At 62.2% G+C, this 25670-nt stretch carries 26 protein-coding genes, 1 pseudogene and 1 riboswitch; of the genes and pseudogenes, 11 read left to right on the forward strand and 16 right to left on the reverse strand.

What is annotated here, in order from left to right; all coding sequences use genetic code 11:
- Positions 1–61 precede the first annotated feature (61 nt).
- Positions 62–298 carry an alpha/beta-hydrolase family protein gene (locus AB4Z13_RS00085; protein ID WP_442205402.1) on the forward strand — a complete coding sequence of 79 codons (237 nt, stop codon included), beginning with the start codon at positions 62–64 and terminating at the stop codon, positions 296–298.
- A gap of 59 nt (positions 299–357) precedes the next feature.
- Here AB4Z13_RS00085 and AB4Z13_RS00090 read toward each other — a convergent pair whose 3' ends face one another.
- The 9 genes from AB4Z13_RS00090 to AB4Z13_RS00130 form a co-directional block, all read right to left on the reverse strand.
- Complete coding sequence (locus tag AB4Z13_RS00090; protein ID WP_442205403.1) at positions 358–2898, reverse strand: hypothetical protein; 2541 nt, start codon at positions 2896–2898, stop codon at positions 358–360.
- 8 nt (positions 2899–2906) lie between these two features.
- Positions 2907–3419 (reverse strand): virion core protein, T7 gp14 family, encoded by a 513-nt coding sequence (locus tag AB4Z13_RS00095; RefSeq protein WP_442205404.1) that lies wholly within the window; start codon positions 3417–3419, stop codon positions 2907–2909.
- Entirely contained in the window at positions 3412–3888 is a 477-nt protein-coding gene (locus tag AB4Z13_RS00100) for a hypothetical protein (protein WP_442205405.1), read from the reverse strand. The genes AB4Z13_RS00095 and AB4Z13_RS00100 overlap by 8 nt, the downstream gene beginning before the upstream one ends.
- Complete coding sequence (locus AB4Z13_RS00105) at positions 3869–5968, reverse strand: hypothetical protein (protein WP_442205406.1); 2100 nt, start codon at positions 5966–5968, stop codon at positions 3869–3871. The genes AB4Z13_RS00100 and AB4Z13_RS00105 overlap by 20 nt, the downstream gene beginning before the upstream one ends.
- Entirely contained in the window at positions 5961–6596 is a 636-nt protein-coding gene (locus tag AB4Z13_RS00110) for a hypothetical protein (protein ID WP_442205407.1), read from the reverse strand. Before AB4Z13_RS00110 ends, AB4Z13_RS00105 begins: the two co-directional genes overlap by 8 nt.
- 752 nt (positions 6597–7348) lie before the next feature.
- Positions 7349–8146 (reverse strand): class I SAM-dependent methyltransferase, encoded by a 798-nt coding sequence (locus tag AB4Z13_RS00115; protein WP_439015618.1) that lies wholly within the window; start codon positions 8144–8146, stop codon positions 7349–7351.
- A 343-nt stretch (positions 8147–8489) separates the two neighbouring features.
- Positions 8490–9212, reverse strand: coding sequence for a DUF6892 domain-containing protein (locus AB4Z13_RS00120; protein WP_442205408.1), 723 nt, complete (start codon positions 9210–9212; stop codon positions 8490–8492).
- 154 nt (positions 9213–9366) lie between these two features.
- Positions 9367–9552, reverse strand: a complete 186-nt coding sequence (locus tag AB4Z13_RS00125; RefSeq protein ID WP_439015616.1) for a hypothetical protein — start codon at positions 9550–9552, stop codon at positions 9367–9369.
- A gap of 166 nt (positions 9553–9718) precedes the next feature.
- A complete protein-coding gene (locus AB4Z13_RS00130; RefSeq protein ID WP_442205409.1) occupies positions 9719–10663 on the reverse strand; it encodes an AEC family transporter in 945 nt (314 codons plus the stop codon).
- Positions 10664–10759: 96 nt separating this feature from the next.
- Here AB4Z13_RS00130 and AB4Z13_RS00135 point away from each other — a divergent pair, with 96 nt between their 5' ends.
- Positions 10760–11650 (forward strand): LysR family transcriptional regulator, encoded by an 891-nt coding sequence (locus tag AB4Z13_RS00135; protein ID WP_442205410.1) that lies wholly within the window; start codon positions 10760–10762, stop codon positions 11648–11650.
- A gap of 186 nt (positions 11651–11836) precedes the next feature.
- Here AB4Z13_RS00135 and AB4Z13_RS00140 read toward each other — a convergent pair whose 3' ends face one another.
- A complete protein-coding gene (locus AB4Z13_RS00140; protein WP_442205411.1) occupies positions 11837–12808 on the reverse strand; it encodes a DUF3616 domain-containing protein in 972 nt (323 codons plus the stop codon).
- A gap of 331 nt (positions 12809–13139) precedes the next feature.
- Complete coding sequence (locus AB4Z13_RS00145; protein ID WP_442205412.1) at positions 13140–15767, reverse strand: ATP-binding protein; 2628 nt, start codon at positions 15765–15767, stop codon at positions 13140–13142.
- Positions 15768–15920: 153 nt separating this feature from the next.
- Between AB4Z13_RS00145 and AB4Z13_RS00150 the strand changes: the two genes are divergently transcribed.
- The 6 genes from AB4Z13_RS00150 (at position 15921) to AB4Z13_RS00175 (ending at position 19623) form a co-directional block, all read left to right on the forward strand.
- A complete protein-coding gene (locus tag AB4Z13_RS00150; protein WP_310386499.1) occupies positions 15921–16208 on the forward strand; it encodes a DUF4242 domain-containing protein in 288 nt (95 codons plus the stop codon).
- 490 nt (positions 16209–16698) lie between these two features.
- The gene (locus tag AB4Z13_RS00155; protein WP_113324795.1) at positions 16699–17073 is read left to right on the forward strand and encodes a hypothetical protein; all 375 of its coding nucleotides are present in this window, start codon (positions 16699–16701) and stop codon (positions 17071–17073) included.
- A gap of 69 nt (positions 17074–17142) precedes the next feature.
- Entirely contained in the window at positions 17143–17859 is a 717-nt protein-coding gene (locus AB4Z13_RS00160; protein WP_442205413.1) for an SDR family oxidoreductase, read from the forward strand.
- A gap of 104 nt (positions 17860–17963) precedes the next feature.
- On the forward strand, positions 17964–18425 hold the full coding sequence (locus AB4Z13_RS00165) for a MarR family transcriptional regulator (RefSeq protein ID WP_113324793.1): 462 nt from the start codon (positions 17964–17966) through the stop codon (positions 18423–18425).
- 84 nt (positions 18426–18509) lie between these two features.
- Positions 18510–18571, forward strand: a riboswitch (Fluoride riboswitch).
- A 76-nt stretch (positions 18572–18647) separates the two neighbouring features.
- Positions 18648–19079, forward strand: a complete 432-nt coding sequence (gene crcB, locus AB4Z13_RS00170; protein ID WP_113324792.1) for a fluoride efflux transporter CrcB — start codon at positions 18648–18650, stop codon at positions 19077–19079.
- A gap of 118 nt (positions 19080–19197) precedes the next feature.
- Positions 19198–19623: a GNAT family N-acetyltransferase gene (locus AB4Z13_RS00175; RefSeq protein WP_442205889.1), complete on the forward strand. Its 426-nt coding sequence runs from the start codon at positions 19198–19200 to the stop codon at positions 19621–19623.
- A 275-nt stretch (positions 19624–19898) separates the two neighbouring features.
- Here AB4Z13_RS00175 and AB4Z13_RS00180 read toward each other — a convergent pair whose 3' ends face one another.
- Both AB4Z13_RS00180 and AB4Z13_RS00185 read right to left on the reverse strand, forming a co-directional pair.
- Positions 19899–20981, reverse strand: a complete 1083-nt coding sequence (locus AB4Z13_RS00180) for a MerR family transcriptional regulator (protein ID WP_442205414.1) — start codon at positions 20979–20981, stop codon at positions 19899–19901.
- 316 nt (positions 20982–21297) lie between these two features.
- On the reverse strand, positions 21298–21990 hold the full coding sequence (locus AB4Z13_RS00185) for a hypothetical protein (RefSeq protein ID WP_442205415.1): 693 nt from the start codon (positions 21988–21990) through the stop codon (positions 21298–21300).
- A gap of 284 nt (positions 21991–22274) precedes the next feature.
- Here AB4Z13_RS00185 and AB4Z13_RS00190 point away from each other — a divergent pair, with 284 nt between their 5' ends.
- The 3 genes and pseudogenes from AB4Z13_RS00190 to AB4Z13_RS00200 form a co-directional block, all read left to right on the forward strand.
- Entirely contained in the window at positions 22275–23033 is a 759-nt protein-coding gene (locus tag AB4Z13_RS00190) for an SDR family oxidoreductase (RefSeq protein ID WP_442205416.1), read from the forward strand.
- A gap of 154 nt (positions 23034–23187) precedes the next feature.
- Entirely contained in the window at positions 23188–23514 is a 327-nt protein-coding gene (locus AB4Z13_RS00195; RefSeq protein WP_113324786.1) for a hypothetical protein, read from the forward strand.
- Positions 23515–23586: 72 nt separating this feature from the next.
- A pseudogene (locus AB4Z13_RS00200) lies at positions 23587–23844 on the forward strand (SDR family oxidoreductase); the annotation flags it as partial.
- Here AB4Z13_RS00200 and AB4Z13_RS00205 read toward each other — a convergent pair.
- The 3 genes from AB4Z13_RS00205 to AB4Z13_RS00215 form a co-directional block, all read right to left on the reverse strand.
- On the reverse strand, positions 23765–24832 hold the full coding sequence (locus tag AB4Z13_RS00205) for a DMP19 family protein (protein ID WP_442205417.1): 1068 nt from the start codon (positions 24830–24832) through the stop codon (positions 23765–23767). The pseudogene AB4Z13_RS00200 and the gene AB4Z13_RS00205 overlap by 80 nt on opposite strands.
- Positions 24833–24962: 130 nt before the next feature.
- A complete protein-coding gene (locus AB4Z13_RS00210; RefSeq protein WP_442205418.1) occupies positions 24963–25259 on the reverse strand; it encodes a hypothetical protein in 297 nt (98 codons plus the stop codon).
- Positions 25260–25330: 71 nt separating this feature from the next.
- Positions 25331–25663 (reverse strand): HNH endonuclease signature motif containing protein, encoded by a 333-nt coding sequence (locus AB4Z13_RS00215; RefSeq protein WP_439015604.1) that lies wholly within the window; start codon positions 25661–25663, stop codon positions 25331–25333.
- Positions 25664–25670: the final 7 nt, after the last annotated feature.

Here is a 25670-nt window from a genome sequence, read left to right on the forward strand (position 1 = left end):
CCGGGCAGACGGGCCTTGTTCGCGGCCGTGACAGCAGGCGCCTTGATCGCTGCGTTTTCATGTGGGTGAGAGAAGTCCTGATGTCTTGTCAGCTTTCCGCTGGTATCCGATCGTCACGGCCCTTCAGCTCGGCTTCGACGCCATGATCGCCACGACATCACCGATGGGCTACGGCCATGTCTATGCGCCGCAGCACTATGTCGACGCGTGGCTTGCGGTGACGGACCCGCCGGGGTGGTCGCCCGAGGCGGTGGAGCGGCTCAAGGTTCAGTTCGAGAAGGCGTCAGTTGGGAAGTGAGGCGTTGGCCATACTTTCCTGCGAGGATAAAGACGTTTGGTTTTCACTGATGCAGGGTGTCAGCGATTGAGCTTGAATAATTCATACTCGTTTGCAACTTCATCCTGCGTAGGCTTCTTGCCGTTTTTCTTCGTCAGTTCGGCTTCAAACTCCATCCTGAGATCGCGCGGAATATCTTCATACTGCACGGCGATATCGTAGCTCTGATCGTCGGTAAGCGAGTTGACCTGATAGAGGTAGCCGGAGCTCTTTGCGGGAGTTCCGCCGCTGAAAAAAGAGTTCGGCGTGCTGACGACGATCGGGAACAGCAGGCGGTTGATCATTTTCTGGGTATCGCTCTGGGTCGGGTTCTGGCCGTCGTTCTTGTCCTTGAATACATCCATCTGATCGAGGAGTGCTGACCGGAATTCGGCAACGCGGCGCGGGACACTATAGGAGGTGGCGAAGCCGCCGTCCTGAGTGAGGAGGCCAAGAGCTTCCAGTTGGGGTTTCGCGAGTTCGAAGGCGGTATTGATATCGAGGCTTTCGAGCCGGGCCTTTCGCAGGTCGGTGAGTGCCGTTTGTCGCCAGCCGGTGACTTTTTCCCAATCCTTGTCAGAGAGCTTGGGACGGTATTCGAGGAGATCGATTTGCGAGAAGGCGGCCGGATCCCTGGCGAACTCGGTCTGCAGGTCGTAGAGCGTCTGCGTATCCGTCGCCGGCTGGCCATAGGCGCGGACCTTTTCCTTGTAGTCGCGCAGCGTAAGCAAGCCGGATGGGCGGATGGCCTGCTGGATGTGGACGGGCAGTTTCGTCGGGTCGAAGGTCGGGTCTGCGATGACCTGGTTGTTTGCCCATTCCTGCACCTGCACGCGCTGGGCGTCGAGCGCCTTCTTCTGCGAGACGGTATAGGCGTTGAGCTGGGCTTCAGTGGCGGCGCGCAGCGCCGGGTCGGTGATGCTGTTCAGGCTCTCTTCGATCCTGCGCAGGCCCTCGGGATTGTAGTTCGGCAGGGTCATGGTCTTTTCGTCGACGGTGCCGGATGTGCGGAAACTGACGACCTCGTTTGCGGCGTGGGCGGTTAGCGCCGTATCGCCTGTTTGCCTCGGATCGGGGCCGAGCACGAGGATGTTGCCGTCGGCATCGTAGCCGCGGAAGAAGCCGATCTGACCCTTGTCGGTGCCGTTGTTGCTACCGGCGCCTTTCTTTTGCTGCGGGCCGAGCACGACGATGTCTCCGGGGTGGGGTGTCTGCGTCGGCAGGCCGAAATGGCGGAAGCTTGTGGCGTCGGCAGCAGCGCTGCCGACGAGATTGGTAGGCGCTGCGGCGGTGCCCAGGAGGGCGCCTGTGACATCGCTCAGCCAGCCCCTGAGCGAGGGATCGACCGTGTTGCCGGCGGCATTTTTCACGAAGCCTGCCAGTGCCAGATCGTCCTTCGCTTTGCCGGGGAAGGCGAGCGTGGCGGCGACAGTGCGGAAATCTTCGGGGCCGCTAGGCTGGCGGGGTTTGGGCTGAGGCGTGTCTGACTGCGGGCTGGTGGTTGGCGAGACAGCGGTTCGATTGCCGGCGGTTTGCAGGGCTGCGGTCTTGCCCGCCGAAGGCCGCGCGCCGAGCGTGCGTGCTCTCCCGGTTGTGCTGCCGGCGCCATCCGTTTCGAGGCCGGTGGTTCTTGCGCCTGCGACGGAAGGCTGAGTGGGGCCACCTGTCTGTGGCCGGCCGCCCGTGACGGCATCGGCGTTTGCAGCCGGTGCGGCGGGCGAGGGGCCGGCACCGGCATCCGGCGCGCCCGTATAGGTCGGCAGCCGGCCGGCGATAATGTCGGTGGCGTTGTGTCTGGCCTTTTCGTCCTGGACTGCGGGTTCCAGCGATATCAGCACTGCGGTGCTGTCGGCCGGCAGCATCCTGTCGCCGGCGTCCTTGACATATTGCTCGGCCTCGATGGGGCTGTCATTGGCCATGCGCAGCGCCACGTTCCTCGTCGTGTCGGAGACGTATCGGGCGCGTTCCTGGTCGAGCTTTTCCTTGCTCCAGCCCTGCATGTGGCCCTGATGCTCGATCTCGGTGACGCCTTTGCGGATTTCGGCATCGACCTTGGCCGGATCGCTATAGACGGCGACGGCATTGGCGCTGGCGGATTTGATGCTGTTGGCCGAGGTCTCGGCAAACCATGCCTTGCGCTGGTCGAATGTGTGGCGGATCGTGCTGTCCAGCAACGTGTTCATGCTGGCGCGGCTGGTCTCTTCATAGGTGCGGGCGGCACCCGGCGTCAGGCCCTTGCCGAATTCGGCGCGCTTCTGCTCGGCAAGCTTTTCGAAGGTGGCGCGGCCTTCCACGGCGGCGCGGCCGGTCAGCGTCAGGAAGCCGCTCTTGCCGTAAAGCTGCTCGCGCTGCCAGTCGTTGAGCTTCGTCTGTGCATCCTTGGCGGCATTGGCATTATCAAGCTTCTCCACCTCCACCACGGCTTCGCCGAGCGTGCCCATGCCGGTTGCGAGCCCCTGCATGCCCTTGCCGATGGCGGAGCCGAAAGCCTCTGCATCGGCCTGCACGGTGAATCCCTCGGTATATTCGGGGCGCAGCGGGACGTGCTGTTGCGTATCCTGATAGGTCGGAACTGTCGGCATGCATCACCTCACTTGATATAGCCCAGGGTCTTTGCCTGGGTGTAGACCTTGCCCGTGCCGCCGAGGATCGTGCCGAAGGCATCGAGATAGCCGCCTTTCACAGCGGCGTCGGCGCGCATGCGGTCCAGCTTGGCGCTTGCCAGCTGGTTGGTGCCCTGCACCTTGTAGCCATAGGCTTCGCGATAGGCATTGGTGCGCACGTTCAGCGCATCGATCTCCCCCATCTTGGCGGTGTCGACGATCGTATCCAGCGGCGAGCCGAAGGAGAGATCGACGCCGTTTGCGGCGATCGCGGCTTTCTGGCGGCCTTCGAGCTGGGAGGTCTGCAGGCGCTTCTGCTGCTCTTCCTGCTTGCCGCGCTCGATCGCGTCCTTCGCTTGTTTGTCGGCGATCTGCGCATTCATTTCGGCGACCTGGGCGTTGTATTTGTTCGCCTCCGCCGTCGCCTTTGCCTGCTGCACCTGGCCGGCGGCGCCGAGAAGCGTCGACCCCAGTGTCAGCGCAAGACCAAGATCACACATCCGCTTCTCCCATTTCGAATAGCCGGAATGGATGCCCGTTGATCTCGACGGGTTCGAACAGCTGGAAGCCCAGCCATTCGAGCCAGCGTAGGGAGATCGTATTGCGCGCATCCACGAAGTTTCGAAGCAAGCCGTAGCGGCTCAACAGTTGAGCCGGCCAATTGCGCGAGATCTTGAGAAAGCCGCGGAAATTCTTCTCCACCGCGTCCGTGCCGAGCAGCCAGGGCGCACCGATACCGGTCAGGATGTTGATATCGCCGACACCCCACATCACCTCCGGCCGGCCATCGAAGAGGGCGGTCCACGCCTGAGAGGAGTGGCGGTAGGAAAAGGAGAGCGCCGAAAGCGGCGAGCGGCCGGAGGCGGCGAAAACCTCGTGGCGGTCGGCTGAGCGCATGCGCGCGGCAATCTGCCTGACATGGCTCGGCCGCGCCTCGATAATGGCGATTTCAGCGGCCAAGGGTGACATCCGGCATGATGGAGAGAATGGTCATCGGCAGCGGATCGAACTGCTTCACCCACATGGCGCCGCTGGTGCTCCAGTCCCAATAAGGGGTGATGGTGAGATCGCCGGTATAGAGGCTGATCGCCTCGTTCCAGTTTTCGTTGCGGCGCTGCTTGTATTCCACCAACGTGCCGCCGTCGCGCTCGCCGTCCTGAGGGCCGGTGAAAATGCCGCGGGTGTTTTCCACCCGGAAGGTCACTTCGGAGATGGATTTGCTGCGGCCCTGCACGGTGCCGAGGCCCTGCACCTGGCCGACATCGAGATCGAGCGTCTCGATCGCCGCCGTCACCGGCAGGCCGACATGGATCTTCGATGCCGCGTTCCGCAGCCGCACGCTGCCGCCTGTGACGGTGAGATTGCGCACGACATTGCCGTCTGCGAGCGCCACGAGCGTCTGGCCCTCGAGATGGTTTAGCCCGTTCAGCACCGTCGCCGGCGGGCCGGAATAGGTGAGGCCGCAATCGACGAAGAAGGCGTCCTGCACATCCTCGAAGGCGCGGCTGTGCAGCCGCTCGATATAGCGCTTCTGCTGGCCATTGATCGTGCGCCGGACGATGAAATAGGGCACGTCCTCGCCCTCTTCCTCGATCACGGTCACATCCTCGAAGAAGGCATCGTTGCCGGGGCCGCTTTCGTGGCGCGTCCAAGCCCAGACATCCTGCTCCTTCATGTAGGTGAGCGACACCAGCGCCCCGTCATCAAGCACCACCCAGACGACGGAGTCGGGTGCCTGGGCATAATCCCAGGCTGATATCTCGCGGCCCTTGAAGAGGTGACGGGCAAGGATCGTCAGATCCTTCCCGACATAGCTGTCCTGCGTATAGTCATAGGAGAAATCGCGCACCACGCCGCCAAGGCGCTGGGCAAAAAGCACCGTATTGCCGACGACGATCGGCTGCACCTTGGCGGCTCCGCGATAGCCCTGGTTATCGAGCTTGATGGCGGAGGGGGAAATCGCATCCGAGGTCGAGCCGCCGGTGACGATCCATTCGGAACCGGAGGTCAAAAGCAGCAGGCCGCGTACCGAGATCATCGAGCGGATCTCGTTCACCTGCCGGGCGCGGATGCGGAAGGTCACGGCGTCACTTGCCTTTGCGGGCGAGGAGACGCCAAAATTTTCGTAATTGGCGGACTGGCTGAGCCAGACTGCCTGCGGGTCGTTCTGTGTCGAGGCGAAGGCGAGGCGCTGCTCGATGAAGGTGACGCAGCGCGGATAATTGCCCGCCGCATCGAAAGGGTTGCGGCCGCTCTGCGGCGTGTCGGAGAGATCGGGCGTGATGTTCTCGTCATCGAAGCTCAGGCCCGTCGTGCCGCCGACATAGCCGAAAATGCCGTTATCGTCGCGGTAGACGATATAGCGCGCCGCACCCGCAACGGCGCTCCAGGCCACGCGGTTAATGCCGCCCTGGATGGCGAGGTCGTTGACGGTGGCGCCGGCATTGGACGGCAGGCTTTCCTCGCCGCTATCGGCGACGGAAGAGACACGGTAGCGGTATGTGGTTGCCACATAACCCGGCTTGCCTGCTGTATCGCCGGGCTTGGTGACGACAGGTGTTCCTGCCGGCGGGTTGATCAGCGGCTTGAACTGGACCGTCGTCAGTGTCCAGTTGTTGTCGGCCAGCCGCCCGAGTTTGCGTACGGGGTGATTGACGTGGCAGAGGTAGAGCACGTCGGCTTCCTGCACGAACACGAGGTCCTGCACGTCTGCTGCCGTATAGGCGGTCGCAACCTCGTAAGGGGCGGCGCCCGTCAGCACCAGCCCGCCATCGCGGAAGATACGGATGTATTTGTCACCGAATTCGAGGATATAGGTCTGCTCGGTATTGAACTGAAACCGGATCAGCCGGGCCTGCTTCGAGCTGTCCTTGATCTCGTGGACGAATTGCAGCCCGGCCCGGTTCGACACACCACCATGCGGGTGCACGAAGACATTCAGCGCCGTGCGCAGGCCGCTCTGATATTTGGTAAGATCGACGCGGGCGCCGAGGGCGGGCGAAAGTTCGCCGGCGGTGAAGGAAGGCTGGTAGGCGCGAAAATCAGCCATGGGCGCGCACCGCGATCAGCTCGCTCACGAAACGCTCGCTCGTGTGCCTCACCTGATTGGCCTCGGCCTGCTCGGCCGCCCGCTGGCTGCTCTGCGCCAGCGCCATCGCATCGGCGCGGATCTTCGGATCGCGCGTCAGCGGCATGGCAAGGCGCACGGCCAGATGCCAGGCGAGCGCCTCGATGAAGAGCGGCGAATATTTCGTCGGGTCGGTGAGCCGGCAGGTATAGCGCAGCAGCGCCGGCGAGAGATCGCAATAGAGCCGGTCGCCCTCGAGCGCATAAGCATATTGCATCTCGCGCCCGGCCTCATCGAGATCGGGCTTCAGTGTTTCGGGCGGTATGACGGCATCGGCGGAATAACGGGGCCTGATCCAGCGGATCTGCAGGCAATCGGCCGGCCGTGCATAGGAGTGGCGCCACACACCCGGCTTGTCATTGTCGAGCGCGCCCAGCGCCACGGTCTTGCCCGCCACAGCCCAAGGGAAGGATTGCAGCAGTACATCGCGGGTCTGCGCATAGAACTGATTGCAGGCGCGCGCCTCGGCGCTCTTTTCGGTGAGATCGTTGATATTGTCCTTGCCGATATTGGAAAGGGCGAGATTGCAGATAGAGACGACGGTAGCCATGAACCAACCTCTTGAGTTGGGATAGGGCTAACGTGGGGATGGTTGTTGGGGTGAAGTGGGGGCGGCGTAAGGCGGAGGAATGGGCTGGAGAGGGGGCCGCGTGCTGTGTTCGGGCGACAGGGCACGCGCTTTCCTCCCTTGTATCTGCACATTGGTGATTTTGTGCGATTGAGCCTCTTGTCGGGTGGCCACCCGGCAAGAGGCGTGGCAGCGTCGCCCGTTCTCCCCTCCGGTTACAACCGTGGATGAGCCAGGGATCGTCACCATCGTCACGTACGACCGAACAGTCGCTTGGTTCCAACCGCACGCACAAGGCAGGTTACCGTGAACAGAATCATATGTGGAGTGGATGTTTCGAAGGGTTGGCTGGATGTGTTCATCCGCCCGTCCGGTGTTTCCCGACGGTTCAGCAACGATGCAAGACTGGCTAGACGACGCCTGATCCGAACTGGCGAGGCGGCACCCCCAACCTCCCTCATTCCTGTGCTTGTCACAGGAATCCAGCCAGCTTGCGTCCGCAAGCCGAAAGGTCTCTTGGGCGGGGAGCGGCAGATCATGGCGATGACCGAAAGTATGTCTCAAGGAAGAAAGTCTTTCCTGCCCGAGGACTTGGGCAGACTGGATTCCTGTGACAAGCACAGGAATGAGGGGAGGAGGGATGCCGCTCCATAGCAAGGTCCATGCCGGAGGAGATGCCCTTCGCCGGTTCTCATGCTGCCGACCGCGCTCGAGCGCGGTCGAGCCCGAACCACTCACCCCGCCTTGCGGCTGACAAACAACCCCGTCTCCTTGCCCACCTCCAGCACGCCGCCGCCCGTCTGGAACGCCTCCGATATCGCCGCCCGGAAAGCCGTAAGCTCTTCCTCGCTTGCTCGGTCACCTGGTGGATACGATGTCAGCGCCAGAAATACATCCTCCGGCTCCGTTATCCGCATATGCGCCGGGTGCTCGCGCATGGTCACATTGCCGAACTCGGCCAGCATCAGCCGTTCGGCCGTCTCATAGCCGAAGGCGGCGCCGGCGGGGTCGTAGGGCGGGCTGCCGAAAACTGCGGTCAGCGCATACATGCCGCGCATATTACCCGCGCCGTTTGTCGTCACCGCAAGGTGACCGCCCGGTTTCAGCACGCGGTGCATTTCGGCGATCGCCTTGGCCTGATCGGCCACATGGTAAAGCATGTGCATGGCGATGACGGTGTCGAAGGAGGCGTCGGCAAAGGGCAGGGCGGCGGCATCGGCCTGCTCCCCGGAAACGGCGGCGAAGCCGAGCGCCTGGCAGCGCTCCAGCCCTTCCTGCAGCATGCCGGGGGAGAGATCGGCGAGCGTGAGGTTCAGGCCCTCCGGCAGCTCGTTTGCCACCGAGGCCCAGAACCAGCCGGGGCCGCAGCCGATGTCAAGAACGGCATCGCCCGGTTTCAGCGGCAGTTGCTGCGCCACCCAGGGAAACCATCCGGTTTCGGCAATCGTATATTCGCGGTTCAGGCGCCCACGCGCGGCTAGCTTCTTGCTGTCGCTATATTGCTCGGCATTGCCTGTGGTGATCGATGACATGATCGGCCCTGCTTCCCTCAATGCCGGCTGGAATGAATACGGCAGCTGATCCTGCATCTTTGCGGCGTGGCGGGCAATTACGATATCCGGCTTTTGAGGTGTCGAATTGGCCGGTGTCGATGATGCGGCCCGCCCGCAGACGGGTCTGTGACAAACAAGTCGTCGGCGGAATGGTTGTCGCTGTTGTCGGCAGCTGCTAGGTCACCCTCTAGCCATCGCCCGGCCTCGAAGGAGAAACAGTGAAGAACCCGATCTTTCTCGTCATCATGTGCGCCTTCATCCTGGTGGCGATCGCCGGCCTTGCGATCAGTTCCGCCCGGCTGGTCGGCTTGTTCTAGCCTGCTCATTGATAGGCCGGCGGCTCTCCCTGATCGCTTGATATCCAGTGAACCCAGACCGACACGCCGCGTGCCTTCAGCCTCTCCATCACATGCCGGGCCGGGCTGCCCGGCGTCATCACATCGCGATAGATATCGTCATCATAGATCTTCACGCCGCGCAGAGCGGACATGTCGAGCAGCGCGGGCAGGTTGGCGAGATCGACACCGAGGGTGAGATATTGCAGCTTCAGCGGTGGTTTCAGCGTTTCGACATCGACGAAGCGGACCATCGAGGTGAGATCTAGCGCGGTGATATTGGGGCAGTTGGCGATACCAGCCATGCTGGCGACATCGAAGCTGTCATCTTCGCCGCTCCAGAATTTCCAGATGTAGGAATAGATGGTGTTGCCGCCGTCGAAATAGAGCGTGTCCACCTGGTCCAGCATCTCCCGCGTCAGCGGATAGCGCTCCAGATAGGCGCGCACCGGCAGGAGCGGATGATGGCCGTCAGTGTCGAGATCGACGGCGCGACCGAGCACATGGCCTGCCAGTTCCTCACGTGTGCCGAGATTGAGAATGCCCTTGTCCATCATCACGGACATGACGACGAGCTTGAGATTGGGATCGCCGAAGGGCGCGCCCGGCTCTCCCGAAGGTTCGGGATAAAAGGCGGCGCGGGTCGTTTTCGCCGTGCCAAGCATGGTTGCGGCCGTTGCGCCGACCAGCAGATTGCGTCTTCGGATCATGCCGCCTCATGCACCAGGGATCGGATCTCCGCGACAGAAGCTAGTGCAGCCGGTGGATGAAAAAAGGTGGGCTACCGCACATTAGCCAGGTGAAATCTGCGCGCGCTGAATGGAGTGTCCGGCCTGCTCCCGAATGCCTGATGCTGCCGGGCGATTACCGGAAACGCGGTTCGCGGCGGGCGTTGTGCAGAAGTTCACTGGCGGTGGCGAAAGCGCCGAAGAGCTGCAGCAGCCGCTTCTCCTCCTTGCCGTCGATCCGGTGTCGGGTGCAGAACTCAGTAACGGACCAGACCTTGGTCAGGGCATCATGCTCGACATCTGCAGGCTCTACGCGTTCCATGGCTGCATCCTCCCTGACCAAAGATACCGCCACGCTCTGAAATGGCGACTAACGAAAAGTGATTAGTCAAGGACATGCTGCAACGCCGCGCCGGTTCAAGAGGCGGGATATGGATAAACTGCTGCGCCGATTTCTTGGGCTCTGAGATGGATGGTGCCGCCAGTTCCTATACCCGCCCCGCCAGCGCCAGATAGGCAGAGATCGTCAGCACCGAAAGCACCGTGGAGGCGAGCACGACGCGGCCCGTCAGGCTCGCTTCGCGACCATAGAATTCCGCCAGCATGAAGGGGCCTGTGCCTGTCGGCAGCGCTGCGAGCAGCACGGCGGTATGGGTGGCAGCCGGCGGCAGGTTTAAGAGCGGTGCGGCGATCAGCCAGGTGACGACGGGCTGGGCGATCAGCTTCAGTCCGACGAGAATGCTTGTTGTGGTCGCCCGGGCGCCCGCTTCGCCGGCCTTGGTGCCGGCCAGAAACAAGCCAAGCGCGATCAGCGCGCAGGGGGAGGCTGCCCCGCCCAGGAGCTTCAGGAAGGCATGGATGGGGGCTGGGAGCGCCACACCCGAGAGCATGACCAGCGCGCCGAGCACGGGGGCGACCAACAGCGGATTTTTCGCCAGCGAACGCGCCGTCTTGAGCGCGATATCGCGCCGCCGGGTTTCGGATTGCAGCCCGCCTTCGATCAGGATGATGGCGACGGCGAAGAGTACGCAGACGGTGAGGATGGTCGAGATCAGCGTCGGTGCCATGCCGGTGTCGCCGATCAGTGACAGGACGAGCGGAAAGCCGATGAAACCGGTGTTGGCATAGCTCGCATTCAGCCCGTCTATCGCGGCATCCGCCAGATGCCGGCCCCTGGCGACGCGCCAGAAGAGCGTGGCGCCGAAGATGACGGCGCAGCCGGCGGTAAACGCCAGGATGAAGCCCGGTTGCCAGATCTCGGCGGGTTTGGCATTGGCCATGATATCGAAGAGGAGCGCGGGCAAAGCGAGATAGACGACCAGCCGGTTGACCTCGCGCGTGGCATTTTCGCTGAGCGCCCCGGTCTTGCGGGCGATCCAGCCGGCAAGGATGAGGGCGAAGATCGGCAGGACAATCGAAAGGTTCGTCAGCATGGACAAGTCTCACTTGAGGGCGATGATTGCCTAGCGCCTGAGATCGAGATAATCCAATGTCATCTGCAATGCTGATTGATACTTCTGGGGTATCGAATGGACACACGCCATATGCGCTATTTCGTGGCGCTGGCCGAAACGCTGCATTTCGGCCATGCGGCCGCGCGCATGAACATGAGCCAGCCGCCCTTCAGCCGGCAGATATCAGGGATCGAAAAGACGCTCGGCGTGCGGCTCGTCGAACGCAATTCGCGCAATGTGGCGCTGACGCCGGCCGGCCGGCATTTCCTGGCCGATTGCCGCACCGTGCTTGAACGCTTCGATGCTGCCTGCCGCGATGTGCAACTGGTCGCCAGCGGCATGAAGGGTGAGTTGAAGCTCGGTTTCATGATGCATGCCGCCCATAGCGTCATCCCGGCGTTGGTGCGGCTTTATTCGCAGGCGCGTCCGGATGTGCGGCTGATCCTGGAGGAGCGCATACCCACCGATATCGAGGAGATGCTCACCGAAGGCAAACTCGATGCCGCCGTCACCTTCGGCGGCGGTCCCGCACCGCATCTGCGCACGCTGCTGCTTGCCCGTGACCGGCTGTGCCTGATCGTGCCGTCAGGCCACCCACTGGCCGAGGCCGAAACCATCGGGCCGGAGTCGCTTGCGGGCGAAAAACTGATCGCCGCGCCCGCAACCGTGGCGCCAACACTGCGCTCGGCGATCAGCCTCTATTGCGCTGCCGGCGGCGTCATCCCGCATTTTGCCTTCGAGCCGCGCCTGCAGCACACGATCATCCGGCTGGTGCAGGAGGGGCTGGGCGTGGCGCTGATCCCGCAATCGCTTTGCAGCGATCTGGCGGAGGGCGTGGTGTCCAGGCAGGTCGACGATGCGCCGGAATTCGATGTCGTGCTCTGCGCCTCGCGTGCGGCGAAGAACCCGGCTGTGCCGCAGTTGTTCGAGGCGGCGGCCGGCGCGGGTGTCGAGGGGCGGTTGTGATGGCGTTTACTTCCCCAGACCCTCACCGGGCGACTGATAGGGGCCTGCCTTTTAGCCCAAGGCGGTGAACACAATCTCCCTCATTCCTGTGACAGGCACAGGAATGAGGGAGGAAGGGACGTCGCCACACCAACCGATGGGAGGATGCCTCCGCATTGCCTGCCGGATCAAACGCAGCCGAAAAACTCAGAATTTCAGATCAACGGTGGGAAAGAAGGCGTCCTTTGGCGGATCCTTGTCGGCACATTTCACCCCGTTGATCATCGCGCCGCCGCTATCACTCAGGATTTCGCCCTCGTGATCGCTCCAGACCACGATTGCCTCCGGTGTCATTCCCGTAAAATCAACCTCCGGACCGGGCGTTACGCGGCCTTCTTTATTTCCATCCCACCAGAAGAGCTTCGGTGGCGGGTTGCCGCCATCAGGTTCGGAGCCCGCCAGGACGAGATATCGGTTGCCGACCAGCGCGATGTCACGCACGCCGCGGCCAGTCGTTCCCGGTCCATCGGAAAGGTCCATCATGACGGGAGGGGTAATTTGCGCAGAGCCCACGTCGCCGGTACCCAGTTTGACCACTTGCATCGGATTGGCGAGTTCGAGCACAATGGCGCGATTATCGGATAACGGTCCCCGCAGGCCGATCAGGAGATGCCCTTCGGGTGTCGCTGCCAGACCTTCAATGTTGAGATGGGTCTTCAAACTGTCTTCGCTGCTGCCGAGTGCTGCGGCCATGTCCGCACGAAGATTGCGATAGACTTCGCCGGAATTGGACAATGTCCCGTCGGCGGATACGGCGGTTGCCAACAGTTCCTTGCGCTTTTTCTTGTCTTCCCCACTGCTGTTGAGCGAATGGGATGTGAGCCAGAAAATCGTGTCGCCGACACGGGCGCTGCCTTCGATGTCAGTTACATCATCGACAGCGAATTTTGTCACCGGTTTCGGCTTTCCCCGCTGATAGATCATGATCGCAGAGAAATCGTCGCTTGCGACGGCCACATGAGACTTATCGACCAATGCTGCGGCCGAGGCCTCGCAAATGCCTCGGTACGCGTGGTGCGCGGCATTGGCTGTCAGCGGACCAACGAGTGAGGAGAACACGGCCAAAAGGATAACGCGGCTGCTATTGCTCATGCGACAAGCCCCCGTCTCGATGCGCAACCTCCCGGTGAGGTGGCAATATTGCAAGTAAACTATCGCATAAGGTGCACGTCAAGATAATTTTAGTAATAAATCATATGTAGTCCATTTTGCGTGGTTATATAAATTTATAGTAGTCTATTGTTCAGGAATAAAATTCATCTTCATGGATTTGTTTTGCAGAATGTTTCGGTCAGTCAGCTTTTGATGGTCTATGAATGTGCGGATCCGATACTTTTATTCTCTAATGGATTTCACCTGTTCTTTCGGGTCCCGGCAGCAACGGGTCAGGGCTGAAAACTGAAGCTGTGCCGAGTGACACCCCCCTCTGTCCCGCGCGCTGTGGCTCACCTTATCCCAGCAGCCCCAGCCTCCGTCCCTCGGCAGCCGCCTGTCCCCTCGATTTTGCGCTCAGCTTGGCAAGGATCGAGGAAATATGATGATCCACCGTCTTGGCCGATACGAACAGGCGCGCGCCGATCTCGGCATTCGAGCGACCCTCGTCGATCAGGCGCAGCACGTCCATTTCCCGTGTCGTGAGGCCGGCGGCGTTGGCCTGGGTGCTGGCCCGCGGGCCGCGCGTCGCAAGCCGGCCGCTGCGCCTGCGGATCAGGTCCTTCACGTGGGTGATAACGGCAGTGGCGCCGAGGGCTTCCAGCGTCGTCAGGGCCCGGTAGAGCGCGTCATTATCGCCGTCGAGCAGGGCAAGGGCGGCGAGATAGGGCGCGCGGCGGTCGGTCCAGATATCGGCGGCCTCCTGCCATCGGCCGTTGAGCATGGCGATGACGGCGGCGTCGCCGCTGGAGTCCTCAGGCGCAAGGCCGGTTTCACCCAGAATATGCGCCCAGAAGCCGATCATCGAGCCGGCGGCATCGTCGCTGCAGAGGGAAGCGGCCTGCCGCAGGCCGGCGAGCGCTTCCTCCCGGTCGCAGAGGCCGAGCCAGGCGCGTTCGGCCACCAGCGCGGCATGGGCGGACAGGCGTTGGAATTCGAAGGTGTTTTCGAGGAATTTCGCCATTTCCTGCAGCAGTTCGCCTGATGTCTCGCCGCGCCGCGTTCTGAGCGTCGCCAGCGCCACGAGCGAGGGGTAGCGGGAGAGCGCCGGGGCATTCTGGTTGTCGACCACGGCCTGCGCTGCTGCGGCGGCCTCCTCCCAGCGGCCGAGGAAGGTCAGCAGTTCCGCGAGCTCGCCGCGCATATAGTCGCGCCAGGTATCGAGGTCATGCTCGATGCAATAGGCAATGCCGTGCGCCAGCACGTTCTCGGCGGCATCGACTGCGCGGAGCTGGATTTCCACCCAGGCGCGGTTGGTGAAGGCACGGGCCGCATGCTCCTGGAAGCCATGCTCGAGGGCGATTGCCAGCGCCTGATCGAGTGTTTGGCGGGCGCGCTCCGGCTCCCGCCAGCAGATGGCGGTGCCGACATTGTTCAGCGCATGACAGAGGACCTCGGGCCTGGCGATATCGTCCGATGTCATGAGCGCGATGGCGCGCTCGCCGTAGAGGGTTGCGGTCTCGGCATCGCCCGCCAGCATGCCGAGCTGCGACAGGTTGGAATAGCCCATGGCGAGCTCGGCCGGGCTTGCTGCCTGCTCCAGCACCTCAACAGCCTCGCGGCCGAAGGCATCGGCGCCCTTGCGGTCTCCGGCGAGATAGCTCAGCCGCGACAGCCAGCGCAGGTTATCGCCGACATGCCTGATATCGCCGAGCGCCCGGTAGAGCGCAAGCGCGCTGGTCTGGGCGGCAATGGCCCGTTCCATCTGGCCGGTCAGGTGGCATTCGAAGGCATAGCCCTCGTAGAGGCAGGCGCGCTTCGCATCGCTTAACTCGCCGGCATGGACGAGCGCCAGCTCGTAATGGCGCATCGCCTGCCGGTGGGCGCCGAGCCTGCCGGCCTCGGCTGCGGCCTTCGGGGCGAGCTCCGAGATCGCGCTCATGTCCTGCGCCTCATTGGCATGGTGGACCATGCGCGCGACCGAGGCCTCGGCACGGTTGCGGAAATAGGCAAGCGCCTTTTCATGCAGCGCCCGGCGGCGCAGCGGCGGCAGCGATTGCTCGACGGCCTGCCTGGCGATCTCATGGCGGAACATGAAGAGGTTGCCCCCCGGGCCACTACTTGCGGGCACCAGAAGCCCGCAAGCCGTGCAGGCTTCAAGCGAGGCGCGGGCATCACTGCCGCAGATCGCCTCGATCAATTCAGGCGCAAAGGCATCGGGCGAGGTGGAGGCGGCCCAGAGCGCCTCCCTGTCGGCCTCGTCAAGGATATCGGCCCGCGCCAGCACGGCATCGCGGATGGTTGTCGGCAGATGGTCGCGGCTGAGTGGCGGCAGGCAATCGCTGCCGGCGCAATCCACGAGCTCGCTGACGAAATAGGCATTGCCGCCGGTGGCGCTGAAGATCGCCTCGCCATCGAGACCTTTCCGGTCCGCAAGCTCCAGCACGGCGGCTTTCGACAGCGGCGGGACAGTGATGCGCAGCCAATGGGCGGGCGGAATATCGGCGAGCAGCCGCCTGAGCCGCGTCTGGCCCGGCGTATCGTCATTCCGCGCCGTTGCGACCAGCAGCAGGCAGGTGTGGCGGATGCGGCGGCCGATATAGCGGATGAGGTTCAGCGTGGCGTCGTCGGCCCAGTGAATATCCTCGATGACGAGCAATGTCGGCTGGAACGCCTCGGTCAGAAGATCGAGCACTTCGGAGAAGAGCGTGATCCAGTTGCCGCTGGAGGCCCTTGTCAGCGTCCAGCGGGCTTGCCGGGCAATATCGCGCCAGGGCCCGAGCGGCTCGGCCGTGCCGAAATTCTCGCAGGCGCCCGAGAGGATGCGGGTACCTTCAGGCACGGCGCCGGCGAAGGCTGCGGCGAGGGAGGATTTTCCCGCCCCTGCTTCCCCTTCCAGAAGTACGACCCTGCCATTGCCGTTGGCGGCCTCGCGCAACAACGACTGAAGATGATCGAGATTGGGGGCGCGCTCGATTAGTCGCATGGCGGATTATTGCCAGCATCATTGCCGGCTGGGAATAGGAACGTGCCAAAATAGGGCGGCGAGCGCCAGAAAATGGGGAGATATCCCGATGCGCCGGCCCCGGCATCGGCCTAGCGTCCGTTTCGTCAACAAGGATGCGAACAGGAGGTCGCCATGCCCAGATATCTTATCGAACGCAACATTCCCGGCGCAAGCAAGCTCACCTCGGAAGACCTGTGCAACATTTCCGCAAAGTCGAACCAGGTCGTGGCCGGCCTCGACCGGCCCTATACATGGATCACCAGCTATGTCGCCGGCGACAAGATCTACTGCGTGCATGAGGCCGACAGCGCCGAAACCGTCTACCGCCACGCCCGCGAAGGCGGCTTCCCGGCAGACCTGGTGAGCGAGATCGCCTCGGAATTTGGACCCCAGACGGCTCGGCAGACCGCCCGCGCATGAGTTACCACGCCGGCCGCAACGCGAGGGGCGGCGGCCGGCGCTCACCTCGTTCCCTCCTCGGGTAAGGCTGGGGAGGGAATGGGGGGACGGGAGAATTATTTGAACGACCGGGCTGATGGTCGACGCTTTGGACCCGGACGATACCTGACAGTTTTTATTGCGTCGTGTGTTTTGTTGTTTTGATCTCGGGCGTCCTTGCAGGGGCGAGGGGGACATCCCTGAGAATGCCGAGGTCGTGTTGGATCTCCTTCTCCCGGCGGGAGTTTGAAGGACGGATCGAGACCCGTGGCTCGACAACGGTCAGGTGAGCCGAAGGCCGTACACATCTTCGAATCCTTTCTCTACCTCTTTCCTTCCATCGATCCCCCATCATCTCAGAGGTCAGCGTTCAATCTTGACGAAAAGAGCATATGCTCCTACGTTTACCTTAATAGGAGCATATGCTCTTATTTGACCGCAAAACCGCATCAGCACGTAAAAGCAGGAAACCATGTCACACGATAAACATGACCGTCATCCCTTTCTGGACGACCTGACCGCCGACGCCGAGCTCGTCAGCTCCGTGCTGCGCGGACCCGTTGTCGGCCGCGACGAGATCACGCTCGCCGTCAATACCGTCGGCACCTTCTATGCCTTGCAGACGCCGACCTTCTTCGAGGTCGTCGGCTCTCGGCTCTTCCTCGAATATGAAGCCGTTCTGGTGAGCGGTGAAAAATTGACCGCGGCTGTCATCGTCGATCGCAACCCGGACGGATCCGTGCCGCACGTCAGCGTACGCATGAGCCCGCTCGGCTCCGTCCTGTCGCTTGCCGCCGGCCTGCGAGAGGCGCTCTCGGCAAAACTGCCGGAGCATTTATTTCTCTGAATCGCAGTCACCCGCCGGACCGGGCGTGCAGAATGCCGCCTGATCCCGCCTTTTCAAAGGATATGAGCCATGGATATCGCCAACAGCACAGTCTTCATCACCGGCGCCAATCGCGGCCTCGGCCTTGCCTTCGCACGTGAGGCCCGCCGCCGCGGGGCAGCCAAGATCTATGCCGGCATGCGCAACACCGCTGGCTTCAATGAGCCCGATATCATCCCGGTCAGGATCGACGTCACGGACAAGGCATCGATCGCCGCCGCTGCCGGACTCGCCACCGATACGACGCTGCTGATCAACAATGCCGGCATCGCAGAGCTGATCGACGGCCCCCTGTCTGGTGATGTCGAAGAACAGTCGCAGCGTCTCTTCGACGTGAACTATCATGGCGTCGTGCGTGTCACCCGGGCCTTCGAGCCGATCCTTTCGGCGCAGCCACAGGCAGCCATCATCAATGTCCTCTCCGATATCGTCTGGCTTCCGCGCCCAATCCTTACCCCTTACGCGGCATCGAAGGCTGCGGCCTGGAGCTACACGAACCAGCTTCGCTTTCACCTGCGCGAGAAAGGCATCCAGGTGCTCGGCCTGCATGTCGGCTTCGTCGATACGGATCTGACCGATGGCATCGACGTGCCGAAGGCAAGTCCGCAGGATGTGGTGCGCCAGACCTATGACGCGCTTGCCGCCGGCAGGAGCGAAGTCATGGCCGATCGCGGCACGACCGTGCTGAAGAGCACGCTTTCGGCCGACGTGCCTGGCTACATCACACCGCCGGAAGGCGTCATCTGACGCCGGCTATCGCGACGATGCCGTTGAACCATATTATCGGCGCGGAGCTTTTCTGAGGGCCGCGCCCATGGCACCTATGAGGCGGGAATCGAAAGGAACATGCGATGTTGTTGGCCGACCAGCCGCTTGGGATCGATCAGTGCACCTGTTCTGCCATGAGAAAGGCAAGCCGCCAGATCACCAGGCTTTACGACAGCCACCTCGAACCCGTCGGCCTGCGCATTACCCAGTTCCTGATGTTGGCTGCCCTGGAGGAAGCCGGCGGTGCCACCGTGAACACGCTTGCCGAACGGCTGGATATCGAACGGACGGCCATGGGCAAGATGCTGGGCTTCCTTGAACGCGACGGCTTTGTCGCGATCAGTCCGTCGCCCGCCGACGGCCGGGTGCGGATCGTCGAAATCACCGACGAAGGCCGGCGGCTGCACAAGAAGGCAGAGCCGCTCTGGGAAGCGGCGCAACGTGAATTTGAAGAGCTGAATGGGGCTGCGAATATCGCGGCGTTGCGTCAGGGGCTGAGGGATGTTGTCGTTGGGGAATTGGTGGCGGACGCCACGAGGGAATGAATTTTCAGGTGCGGGTGTGTCTCCCTCGACGATGGAGAGGCTGACACTCACCCTTGCCAGCCCGCCGCAGCCCAGGCTATACATCCCGGCGATGGGGATGGAGTGCCCCCGAAACCGCCCACAAGGCTGATGACTCCTACCGTGTTTAACCGCGGTGGGAATCTGTCCGGAGCCCGCCGCAAGGCGGTTTTTTTATTGCCCGCCCGAGATTTTGAAGCGAGCATGTCCTTCTATACTTGCCTTATCGTCATGGCCGGCGGTGCGCTCGGCACCTTCGCCCGCTATGCCGTATCGATCATCGCCATGCCGATCAGCCGGGATCTGCCCTGGGGCACTGTGATCATCAATGTCACGGGCTCGCTGATCATCGGCCTGTTCAGCACGCTGACGCTCGCCAATGGCCGGTTTCCGGCCTCGGACAATATGCGCCTCTTCGTGATGATCGGGCTCTGCGGCGGCTACACGACCTTCTCCTCCTTCAGCCTGCAGACACTCGACCTGCTGCGCTCGGGCGCAACGGTCAGGGCTTGCATCAATGTCGCGGCCTCCGTCGTGCTCTGCATCGGGGCGGTGGCACTCGGGCATCTGATCGCGACGCGGATCAATGGCGGGGTTCCGCAGGTGGCGCAGGCGGCGATCGAGGAGCAGGCTTGAGGTGGGATCGTCTGCGGACCAAAGACTCCAAAAAGTTTATCGCCGGGGCTGCGAGGATAAGTACTCCAGCGTAAACACACCTTGCAGCAACAAGACACGAGGCGAGCGGGCGATGAAAATGCAGCTCCTACAGGTGCAGGACAGAAACCAGTGGCAGGACTATCACGCGATCAGGCGTCACGTTCTCTTCGAACTGCGCGGCCAGGCTGACTATGATGAGATGCATCCGGACGAGCGTCGGGAAAATCACTTTCCCCTGCTGTTCATTTGCGACGATGTGCCCGTTGGCGCCGTCCGGCTGGATATCGGGCCCGCGCACGCCGACCCCGGAACCGTACGGCTCGTCGCGATCGTTCCGCAGTATCAGCGGCAAGGAATTGGTAGGGCCATGATGCACGCGCTTGAACGACTTGCCGCTGAGAAAGGCCTTACGCGGCTGGAGGTTCATGCCGCACCGGATGCCGTGGCCTTCTACAAAAAGCTTGGATGGCTCCTCGTCGATGAGGACAGAACCACTCCGCTCCTTACAAAGCAAATTTCCTGATATGGCATCTGCTGCAAAGCCGACGTCTGCGCGCAAGGCGAAATGCGTTCCATGCCGCCAATCTGAAATCGGGTAGCTGCCGCACGCGAGATTTCTTGCCCTCGGCAAGGCCAAAATGCTGGCGTAGCTTTGGGTATCGACGCCAACCCTAACCTCCCTCATTCCTGTTTCCTCGTGCTGACACGAGGGCACAGAGATGAGGGAGGCGGAGGAGCAGGGCGGTGCCACTAGTTAGTCCCTCCCTTGCAGGGAGGGGTCGTCACGAAACGCCTCCGTCACAGCGCCGGTCGAATAAACATCCCGCCGAATCTTCCGTCTGCCGCTAGCGCGAAGCTCCATTCGAGATTACCGTTTTCGAAGGTCACGTCGTAAACATCCCAGCCTTCCGCCGTCACGCCCTTGAAGGATATGTCCCTGAGCGGCCCCATTCGATCGAGATCGGCCTTGATCATGGCGGATTGTTCGCGTGCGGCGGCGGCGAGCGGCGGGCTCATCCGCTCATAGTCGGGTTCGCCGCGCTGGTGCTGTTCGATGACCCGCTCCAGCAGTGCCCTGCTGTTTTCCACCGGCTGCTTGTCGCGGATGCGCGCAGCAAGCGCCTCTTCCAGATCGGTCGCGGCGCGTTCGTCCATGCGGGATGCTTCCAGTTCATAGCCGTTCTGGTGCAGCACGAGGCCGGTGACGGTGCCGCCTTCGTCGCGGGTAAAGGTGATCTGCGCCTGAACCGCCTTGTAGAAGAAGCGGTCGACATCTTCGGCGAAGATTTCGAGTTCCGGCTGGCCGGTCAGCCGCGTGAAGAGCCGCCCGTCGCGCAGGCTCACCACATAGGCCGACGTGCCCAGATGATAGTGGCCGGCATAATCGGCATAGAGGGCAGGATCGATCTTCTGTTCGGTGCGCGGCCGTGCCTGCTCATAGCGGCGCCAGGCCATGGCATCGGCTGAGGTGTCGGTCATGTTCGTGTCCTTTGCGAGCTTCAGCAGTTCATCGATCGAAAGAATGTCGCCTGCGGCCATCTTCGCCCGCAGCGCGTCGATGATGGCGAGGCTGCGTTGGGTGCGGGTCAGCTGGTCCTGCAATGCGAGGTTCTGCATGGCGAGCATGCGGTCGAGATCGGTCGCGTGGCCGGCGAGCAGCCGGGCGATGTCCTGCAGGCTGAGCCCCAGCCGCTTCAGAGCCAGGATCTCGGTGAGCCGTGCAATTTCCCTGGTGCCGTAGAGCCGCCAGTTCTTTCCCGTGCGCGGCGGCCGGATGAGGCCGGTCTCTTCATAGAGCCTCAGCGCACGCACCGTCATGCCGATCCGCTCGGCACATTGCGCCGCCGTCAGCCAGCTCTGTTTTCCTGTTTCGGCGTCCATCAAGCCTCCCGCGATGTCTCGGAACCCTTCTAAGCTATGACGCTGGGTCCGGCTCAAGAGGTTTTTCGCGGGTTTTTTCGATTTCGGCTTGATGCCTGTTGCAGGGCGGCCGGGATGTCGCTCGGAACCGGGCCACAGCATCGGCCCGAAAATCGGAATCGATCTTCGGAAAGCCTGATGCGTCGATTCAAAGAGTTGGAGCGTCGGTGCGGCGAATGGCGCAATGCAGGGGGAAAGAGATTATTCTGCCCATGGGAAAACCCATGACAGGTGCAATCGATCCGCCGGGTATGCCGCCCGGCGGATCGAGCGGCCGTTAATTCCCTGTCGAGGTCGGGGCGGAGTAAGACAGGGATTCACGGATCTGGTCGATTTTGCCGTCAGCGTCACCGACGCCGAGGATGGTCTTGGCCTCGGCGAGGACTGCCGGGCTCACTTCGCCGCTGCGCGTTGCGGAAGCCAGCGCATCCTCCAGTGCCGCGTCGCCGAGCACCGGATCGTCGATTGCAGGCTCGATGCCGTTGTCGAGTTCAAACTGGGCATAGGCAACCGCGTAGGCAGCGATCGCGGTCATCTTCGGATCGGACGTGTGCAGATAGGCCTTGTAGCTACGGTTGAGAGAGTTCAGGCCCTTCAGTTCGGAGGCCAGGTTTTTCTGCTTGATATCGGCTGCGGCGTTTTTCGCATTGAGCGATTTCGTCTTCGCCTCGCCGGATTTACCCTTCACTCCGCTCCCGGATTTCGAACCGTCGCGCAGTGATTTGCCGGTCTGGGAGCTGCCGGTCTGGTGGCCGCGATTTTCGTGACTGCTGCTTTGTCCGCCGCCATTACCGCCACCATTGCTGCTGCCGTTACCGCCGCCGTTGCCTCCGCCATTACCGCCCCCGTTGCCGCCACCGTTTCCACCGCCCTTTGCCATGGCGGCAATATCGGCGCCGGTGATCGTCAGCGGGCTGGAAGCCATGATCATCGAAAGTGCGGCTATGGACGCAAGAGTTGCGATACGCATCCGGGTCTCCCTCGCAGGATAATTCATCAAAAATCGTGGGACAGCCGACTCGGGAAGGCGGCCATCAGGATCACGATGTTAGGTGCGAAACGCGGCGCGTGCATCGGACCGAGGTCCGGCATCCGCCGGACTATGGTCTTAGAGAGCGGGAGATGGTTAACAGGTTTCTCGGTCGGACCGTTCGCCCGGCGTTGCCGCCCGGCAGGTTGCCGATCCGGAATCGGGTGGCTGCCGCTTCTCATATTTCCTACCCCTCCATGACCATCAAAACAGGAGGTCTGGACATGGAACTGGAAGACAAGGTGATCATCATTTCCGGCGCAAGCAGTGGCATCGGAGCGGCCGCCGCTCGGCTGTTTGCGGCCAAGGGCGCGAAGCTCGTGCTCGGTGCACGGCGGGCGCAGAACCTCGACGCGCTGGTTTCCGAGATCAGTGAAAGCGGGGGTGCGGCCGTGTCTCTGGCCGGTGACGTGCGCGAGGGAGCTTACGCGCAGGGCCTCGTCGACCGGGCGCTAGATGGCTATGGCCGGCTCGACGGCGCTTTCAACAATGCCGGGATCGTCGGCGAGATGGGCGCCTTTGCCGAGATGAGTGCGGCCAATTGGGAGGCCGTGATTTCCACCAACCTGACGAGCGCGTTCCTTGCGCTGAAGGCGCAGCTGCCCGTGATGAAAGCGCAACGCAGCGGCTCGATCGTCTTCACCTCATCCTTCGTCGGATACAGCAATGGCGGCCTGCCCGGCATGGGGGCTTATGCGGCCTCCAAGGCGGGCCTGATCGGCCTCGTGAAATCGGTCGCCGCCGATTACGCGGCCGATGGCATCAGGATCAACAGCCTGTTGCCGGGTGGAACCATCACGCCGGCGGGCGGCGAGAATAACCCTGAATTCCTCGACTATATATCGAGCCTGCATCCAATGAAGCGGATGGCCGCGGCGCAGGAAATTGCGCAGGCGGCACTCTTCCTGCTGTCGGACCAATCGAGCTTCATGACCGGCAGCCCGATGATCGTCGATGGCGGCATGTCGGTTCGGCTGCTTTAGCAGAAGTGGCCTCGGGCGATGTTGCGCCGCCCGAGGCGCGGAATTTCGCGGCCGTCCCGGAGGGTCACGTCCCAGAGGGTCACCGGCGCTTCACGCCGCACTCGATTCCTGACATATTTGCAGGGAGACAGCCAACCGTCGTGGATATTGCGTCATGAACTCGCAGACACGTGAAAAAAGCACCATGCGCGCACCTACCGGGTCTGTTACAGGGCTTTGCTCTGCGTCCGCCACCATGTTTGCAGTCGGGATGGCCTTTCTGGGTTACTGGGGGGTCTATGAACAGGGGACCTGGCGTGCAATCGATTATCTTGTGATGATTGTTGCTGTCATCGGATTTGCGGCACTTGGCTGCGTGCCCTGGATTGTGACCACACCTGTCGCGGAGGATGAGGCAGACAAAGTCGTCGTCGCCAGGCGAGCGATGGCACTGGGAACGGCGTTAATCTGGATGGCCGTCTGTATTACCGTATTTGCCTGAGTTGCCCTGTGTGACCCCATACAACCGCAAAATGGATTCATTTGAAGCGATAGGGCCCTAACCGCCGGCGGCGAGAATAATCCTGAATTCCTCGACTATATTTCGAGCCTGTATCCGATGAAGCGGATGGCCGCGGCGCAAGAAATTGCGCAGGCGGCACTCTTCCTGCTGTCGGACCAATCGAGCTTCATGACCGGCAGCCCGATGATCATTGATGGTTCGGCTGCTTTAGGGGTGGGGTGGTTCTGCTCTATCGCGGCAGCAGATTTTCACGCTTGGCGAGCGCGATCAGGGCAGGCGTTATCTCTCCGTCGTCGACCTCATAGGTGAGGGCAGAAAGTGCCTCGTCCCATGCGCCCCATTCGCCGGCAAAATTCAGCACCCGCCGCTTCTGCATGTCGGTTGGATAGGGTTTGCTGAACATGTCGATGCCGCGCTCGATAACATCGGCATGTGTGGTCAAGCCGAGTTCGCGCAAGGCGACTGCGACATCGGGGGCATAACCGCCGGACGAATTGAAGAAGAATTGATGGACGCCGCCATTCAGCATCTCGGCGTTGAAATAATCGACGACGTAGATCTGCTTCAGCGCTTTTGGAAGGCGATCGATCTCGGCGTCCTCCATCGCATTGAGTTTTCCCGTCAGGTAGCTGAGTCGGTCTTCGTCACCGATCTTTTCGCGCGCCTTGGCGGACCATTCGACGAGATCAGGTGTACGCTCGACATAGCTGCCGATGGCGCCCGGAAGCTCAGTCATCTCGCCGAAGGCGGCATCGAGCGCGGCAAAATCGGCGTCCTCACTTTTGGCTGCGAGGTCGCGCACTGCGGCAAAGGCCTGCGCCTGCCGCGTCAGGCCGGCCGCAGTCAGCGCCTGCAGCACCGCATCCGCGTTGCGTGCCGGGTCTGATTTTTTGCTCATCTCGGTCATCTCGTGCAGCGTGTCGTCGCTGACGGACTGGCCCTGAGCGACCAGCAGTTTTTTGGCCTCCTCCTGGATTTTGCGCGCCTCGGCAATCGTGGTGAAGAAGTGATGCAACTCGCCGCCCGGCACCACATAATGCAGGTATGAGAGCCAGAAGAGGTTGCGCACCTCAGGCTCCAGCCTGCCGATATCGGCCAGTATCGCCCCCTTGTCGTCATCATATTTCACCCGCATGATCTGTGGCAGGAAGGTCGTCTCGATGACGAATTCGGTGGACATGGTCGTCAGAGCCTGCAAATCGCGCGCCTCCGGTTGCGTTTGATCGGATGCCGCGGAAGCTTTCGCCACGATCGCGCTGGCGAGCAGAGCGGCAAGCAAAAGACTGGCATATTTCATGGATATTTTTTCCCGTGGCGCGGGTGAATTTGGCGGAGCGTTTGCAGAGTTCAAGCCCGTCGAGCGCTCTCGGCTGCTTTAGCAGAGGTTGGCCTCGGGCGGTGGTAGCGCCGCCCAAGGCAGTTACGGACTATTGTGCCCTGGCCGATGTCCGTTCGGAGGCACCAGCGAAGACAACCGCCATAGCGCCAATCATCAGCGCTCCGGCAAGCAGGAAGGTTAGCTGCATGCCGGCTGAAATCGCTGCCGGCGTCGCATGAATGAAATCCTCTGTGCCGGCGCCATAGGCGAAGACGGCGCCTATCAGGGATGCGCCGGAGATCAGGCCGATATTGCGCGACAGGCCGAGCAGGCCGGAGGCCGTGCCGCGCCGGCCTTCCCATATGGAATGCCCGACCCTCCGGCGGCTGCTCGATGTCGCGGGCAAGCGGGTGGGCAAGGATAAGGGCAGGCGGGCAGGCAAGGTCGGGTAGGTTCGGCAGCGCTGACGAGCCCGCCTCACTCCCGCCGACGGTTGCTCCGCCGCGTGCCATCGTAAAACCCCGGCGGTTTCTTCCGCACCCAGGCGACGAAGGTCTGGATAGCGGGGTGGGCAAGCAGGGCCTCGACGGTCGTGTAGGACTGTTCCAGCTCCGCTTCGCTGAACTGCGCATGGATCTGGCGATGGCAGATGCGGTGCAGAACCTGCGTCTCCCGTCCGCCGCGGCTCTTGGGTACGAGATGGTGCTCGTCCCGCTGTTCTTTCGGAACGACCCGGCCGCAGAGCGGGCAGATATCAGGCGTCGGTGCCTCATACCAGGAGGTGACTTCTTGGTTTCTCTTTCGCGCCATCAGGCAA

Source organism: Rhizobium sp. YAF28, assembly GCF_052113285.1.
Lineage (GTDB): Bacteria > Pseudomonadota > Alphaproteobacteria > Rhizobiales > Rhizobiaceae > Rhizobium.

Excerpts from the sequence above, each read along its gene's own strand:
- AB4Z13_RS00090 (WP_442205403.1), bottom strand. The coding sequence starts at position 2,898 with ATGCCGACAGTTCCGACCTATCAGGATACGCAACAGCACGTCCCGCTG.
- AB4Z13_RS00095 (WP_442205404.1), bottom strand. The coding sequence starts at position 3,419 with ATGTGTGATCTTGGTCTTGCGCTGACACTGGGGTCGACGCTTCTCGGC.
- AB4Z13_RS00100 (WP_442205405.1), bottom strand. The coding sequence starts at position 3,888 with ATGTCACCCTTGGCCGCTGAAATCGCCATTATCGAGGCGCGGCCGAGC.
- AB4Z13_RS00105 (WP_442205406.1), bottom strand. The coding sequence starts at position 5,968 with ATGGCTGATTTTCGCGCCTACCAGCCTTCCTTCACCGCCGGCGAACTT.
- AB4Z13_RS00110 (WP_442205407.1), bottom strand. The coding sequence starts at position 6,596 with ATGGCTACCGTCGTCTCTATCTGCAATCTCGCCCTTTCCAATATCGGC.
- AB4Z13_RS00115 (WP_439015618.1), bottom strand. The coding sequence starts at position 8,146 with ATGTCATCGATCACCACAGGCAATGCCGAGCAATATAGCGACAGCAAG.
- AB4Z13_RS00120 (WP_442205408.1), bottom strand. The coding sequence starts at position 9,212 with ATGATCCGAAGACGCAATCTGCTGGTCGGCGCAACGGCCGCAACCATG.
- AB4Z13_RS00125 (WP_439015616.1), bottom strand. The coding sequence starts at position 9,552 with ATGGAACGCGTAGAGCCTGCAGATGTCGAGCATGATGCCCTGACCAAG.
- AB4Z13_RS00130 (WP_442205409.1), bottom strand. The coding sequence starts at position 10,663 with ATGCTGACGAACCTTTCGATTGTCCTGCCGATCTTCGCCCTCATCCTT.
- AB4Z13_RS00135 (WP_442205410.1), top strand. The coding sequence starts at position 10,760 with ATGGACACACGCCATATGCGCTATTTCGTGGCGCTGGCCGAAACGCTG.
- AB4Z13_RS00145 (WP_442205412.1), bottom strand. The coding sequence starts at position 15,767 with ATGCGACTAATCGAGCGCGCCCCCAATCTCGATCATCTTCAGTCGTTG.
- AB4Z13_RS00150 (WP_310386499.1), top strand. The coding sequence starts at position 15,921 with ATGCCCAGATATCTTATCGAACGCAACATTCCCGGCGCAAGCAAGCTC.
- AB4Z13_RS00155 (WP_113324795.1), top strand. The coding sequence starts at position 16,699 with ATGTCACACGATAAACATGACCGTCATCCCTTTCTGGACGACCTGACC.
- AB4Z13_RS00160 (WP_442205413.1), top strand. The coding sequence starts at position 17,143 with ATGGATATCGCCAACAGCACAGTCTTCATCACCGGCGCCAATCGCGGC.
- AB4Z13_RS00165 (WP_113324793.1), top strand. The coding sequence starts at position 17,964 with ATGTTGTTGGCCGACCAGCCGCTTGGGATCGATCAGTGCACCTGTTCT.
- crcB (WP_113324792.1), top strand. The coding sequence starts at position 18,648 with ATGTCCTTCTATACTTGCCTTATCGTCATGGCCGGCGGTGCGCTCGGC.
- AB4Z13_RS00175 (WP_442205889.1), top strand. The coding sequence starts at position 19,198 with ATGCAGCTCCTACAGGTGCAGGACAGAAACCAGTGGCAGGACTATCAC.
- AB4Z13_RS00180 (WP_442205414.1), bottom strand. The coding sequence starts at position 20,981 with ATGGACGCCGAAACAGGAAAACAGAGCTGGCTGACGGCGGCGCAATGT.
- AB4Z13_RS00185 (WP_442205415.1), bottom strand. The coding sequence starts at position 21,990 with ATGCGTATCGCAACTCTTGCGTCCATAGCCGCACTTTCGATGATCATG.
- AB4Z13_RS00190 (WP_442205416.1), top strand. The coding sequence starts at position 22,275 with ATGGAACTGGAAGACAAGGTGATCATCATTTCCGGCGCAAGCAGTGGC.
- AB4Z13_RS00195 (WP_113324786.1), top strand. The coding sequence starts at position 23,188 with ATGAACTCGCAGACACGTGAAAAAAGCACCATGCGCGCACCTACCGGG.
- AB4Z13_RS00205 (WP_442205417.1), bottom strand. The coding sequence starts at position 24,832 with ATGAAATATGCCAGTCTTTTGCTTGCCGCTCTGCTCGCCAGCGCGATC.
- AB4Z13_RS00215 (WP_439015604.1), bottom strand. The coding sequence starts at position 25,663 with ATGGCGCGAAAGAGAAACCAAGAAGTCACCTCCTGGTATGAGGCACCG.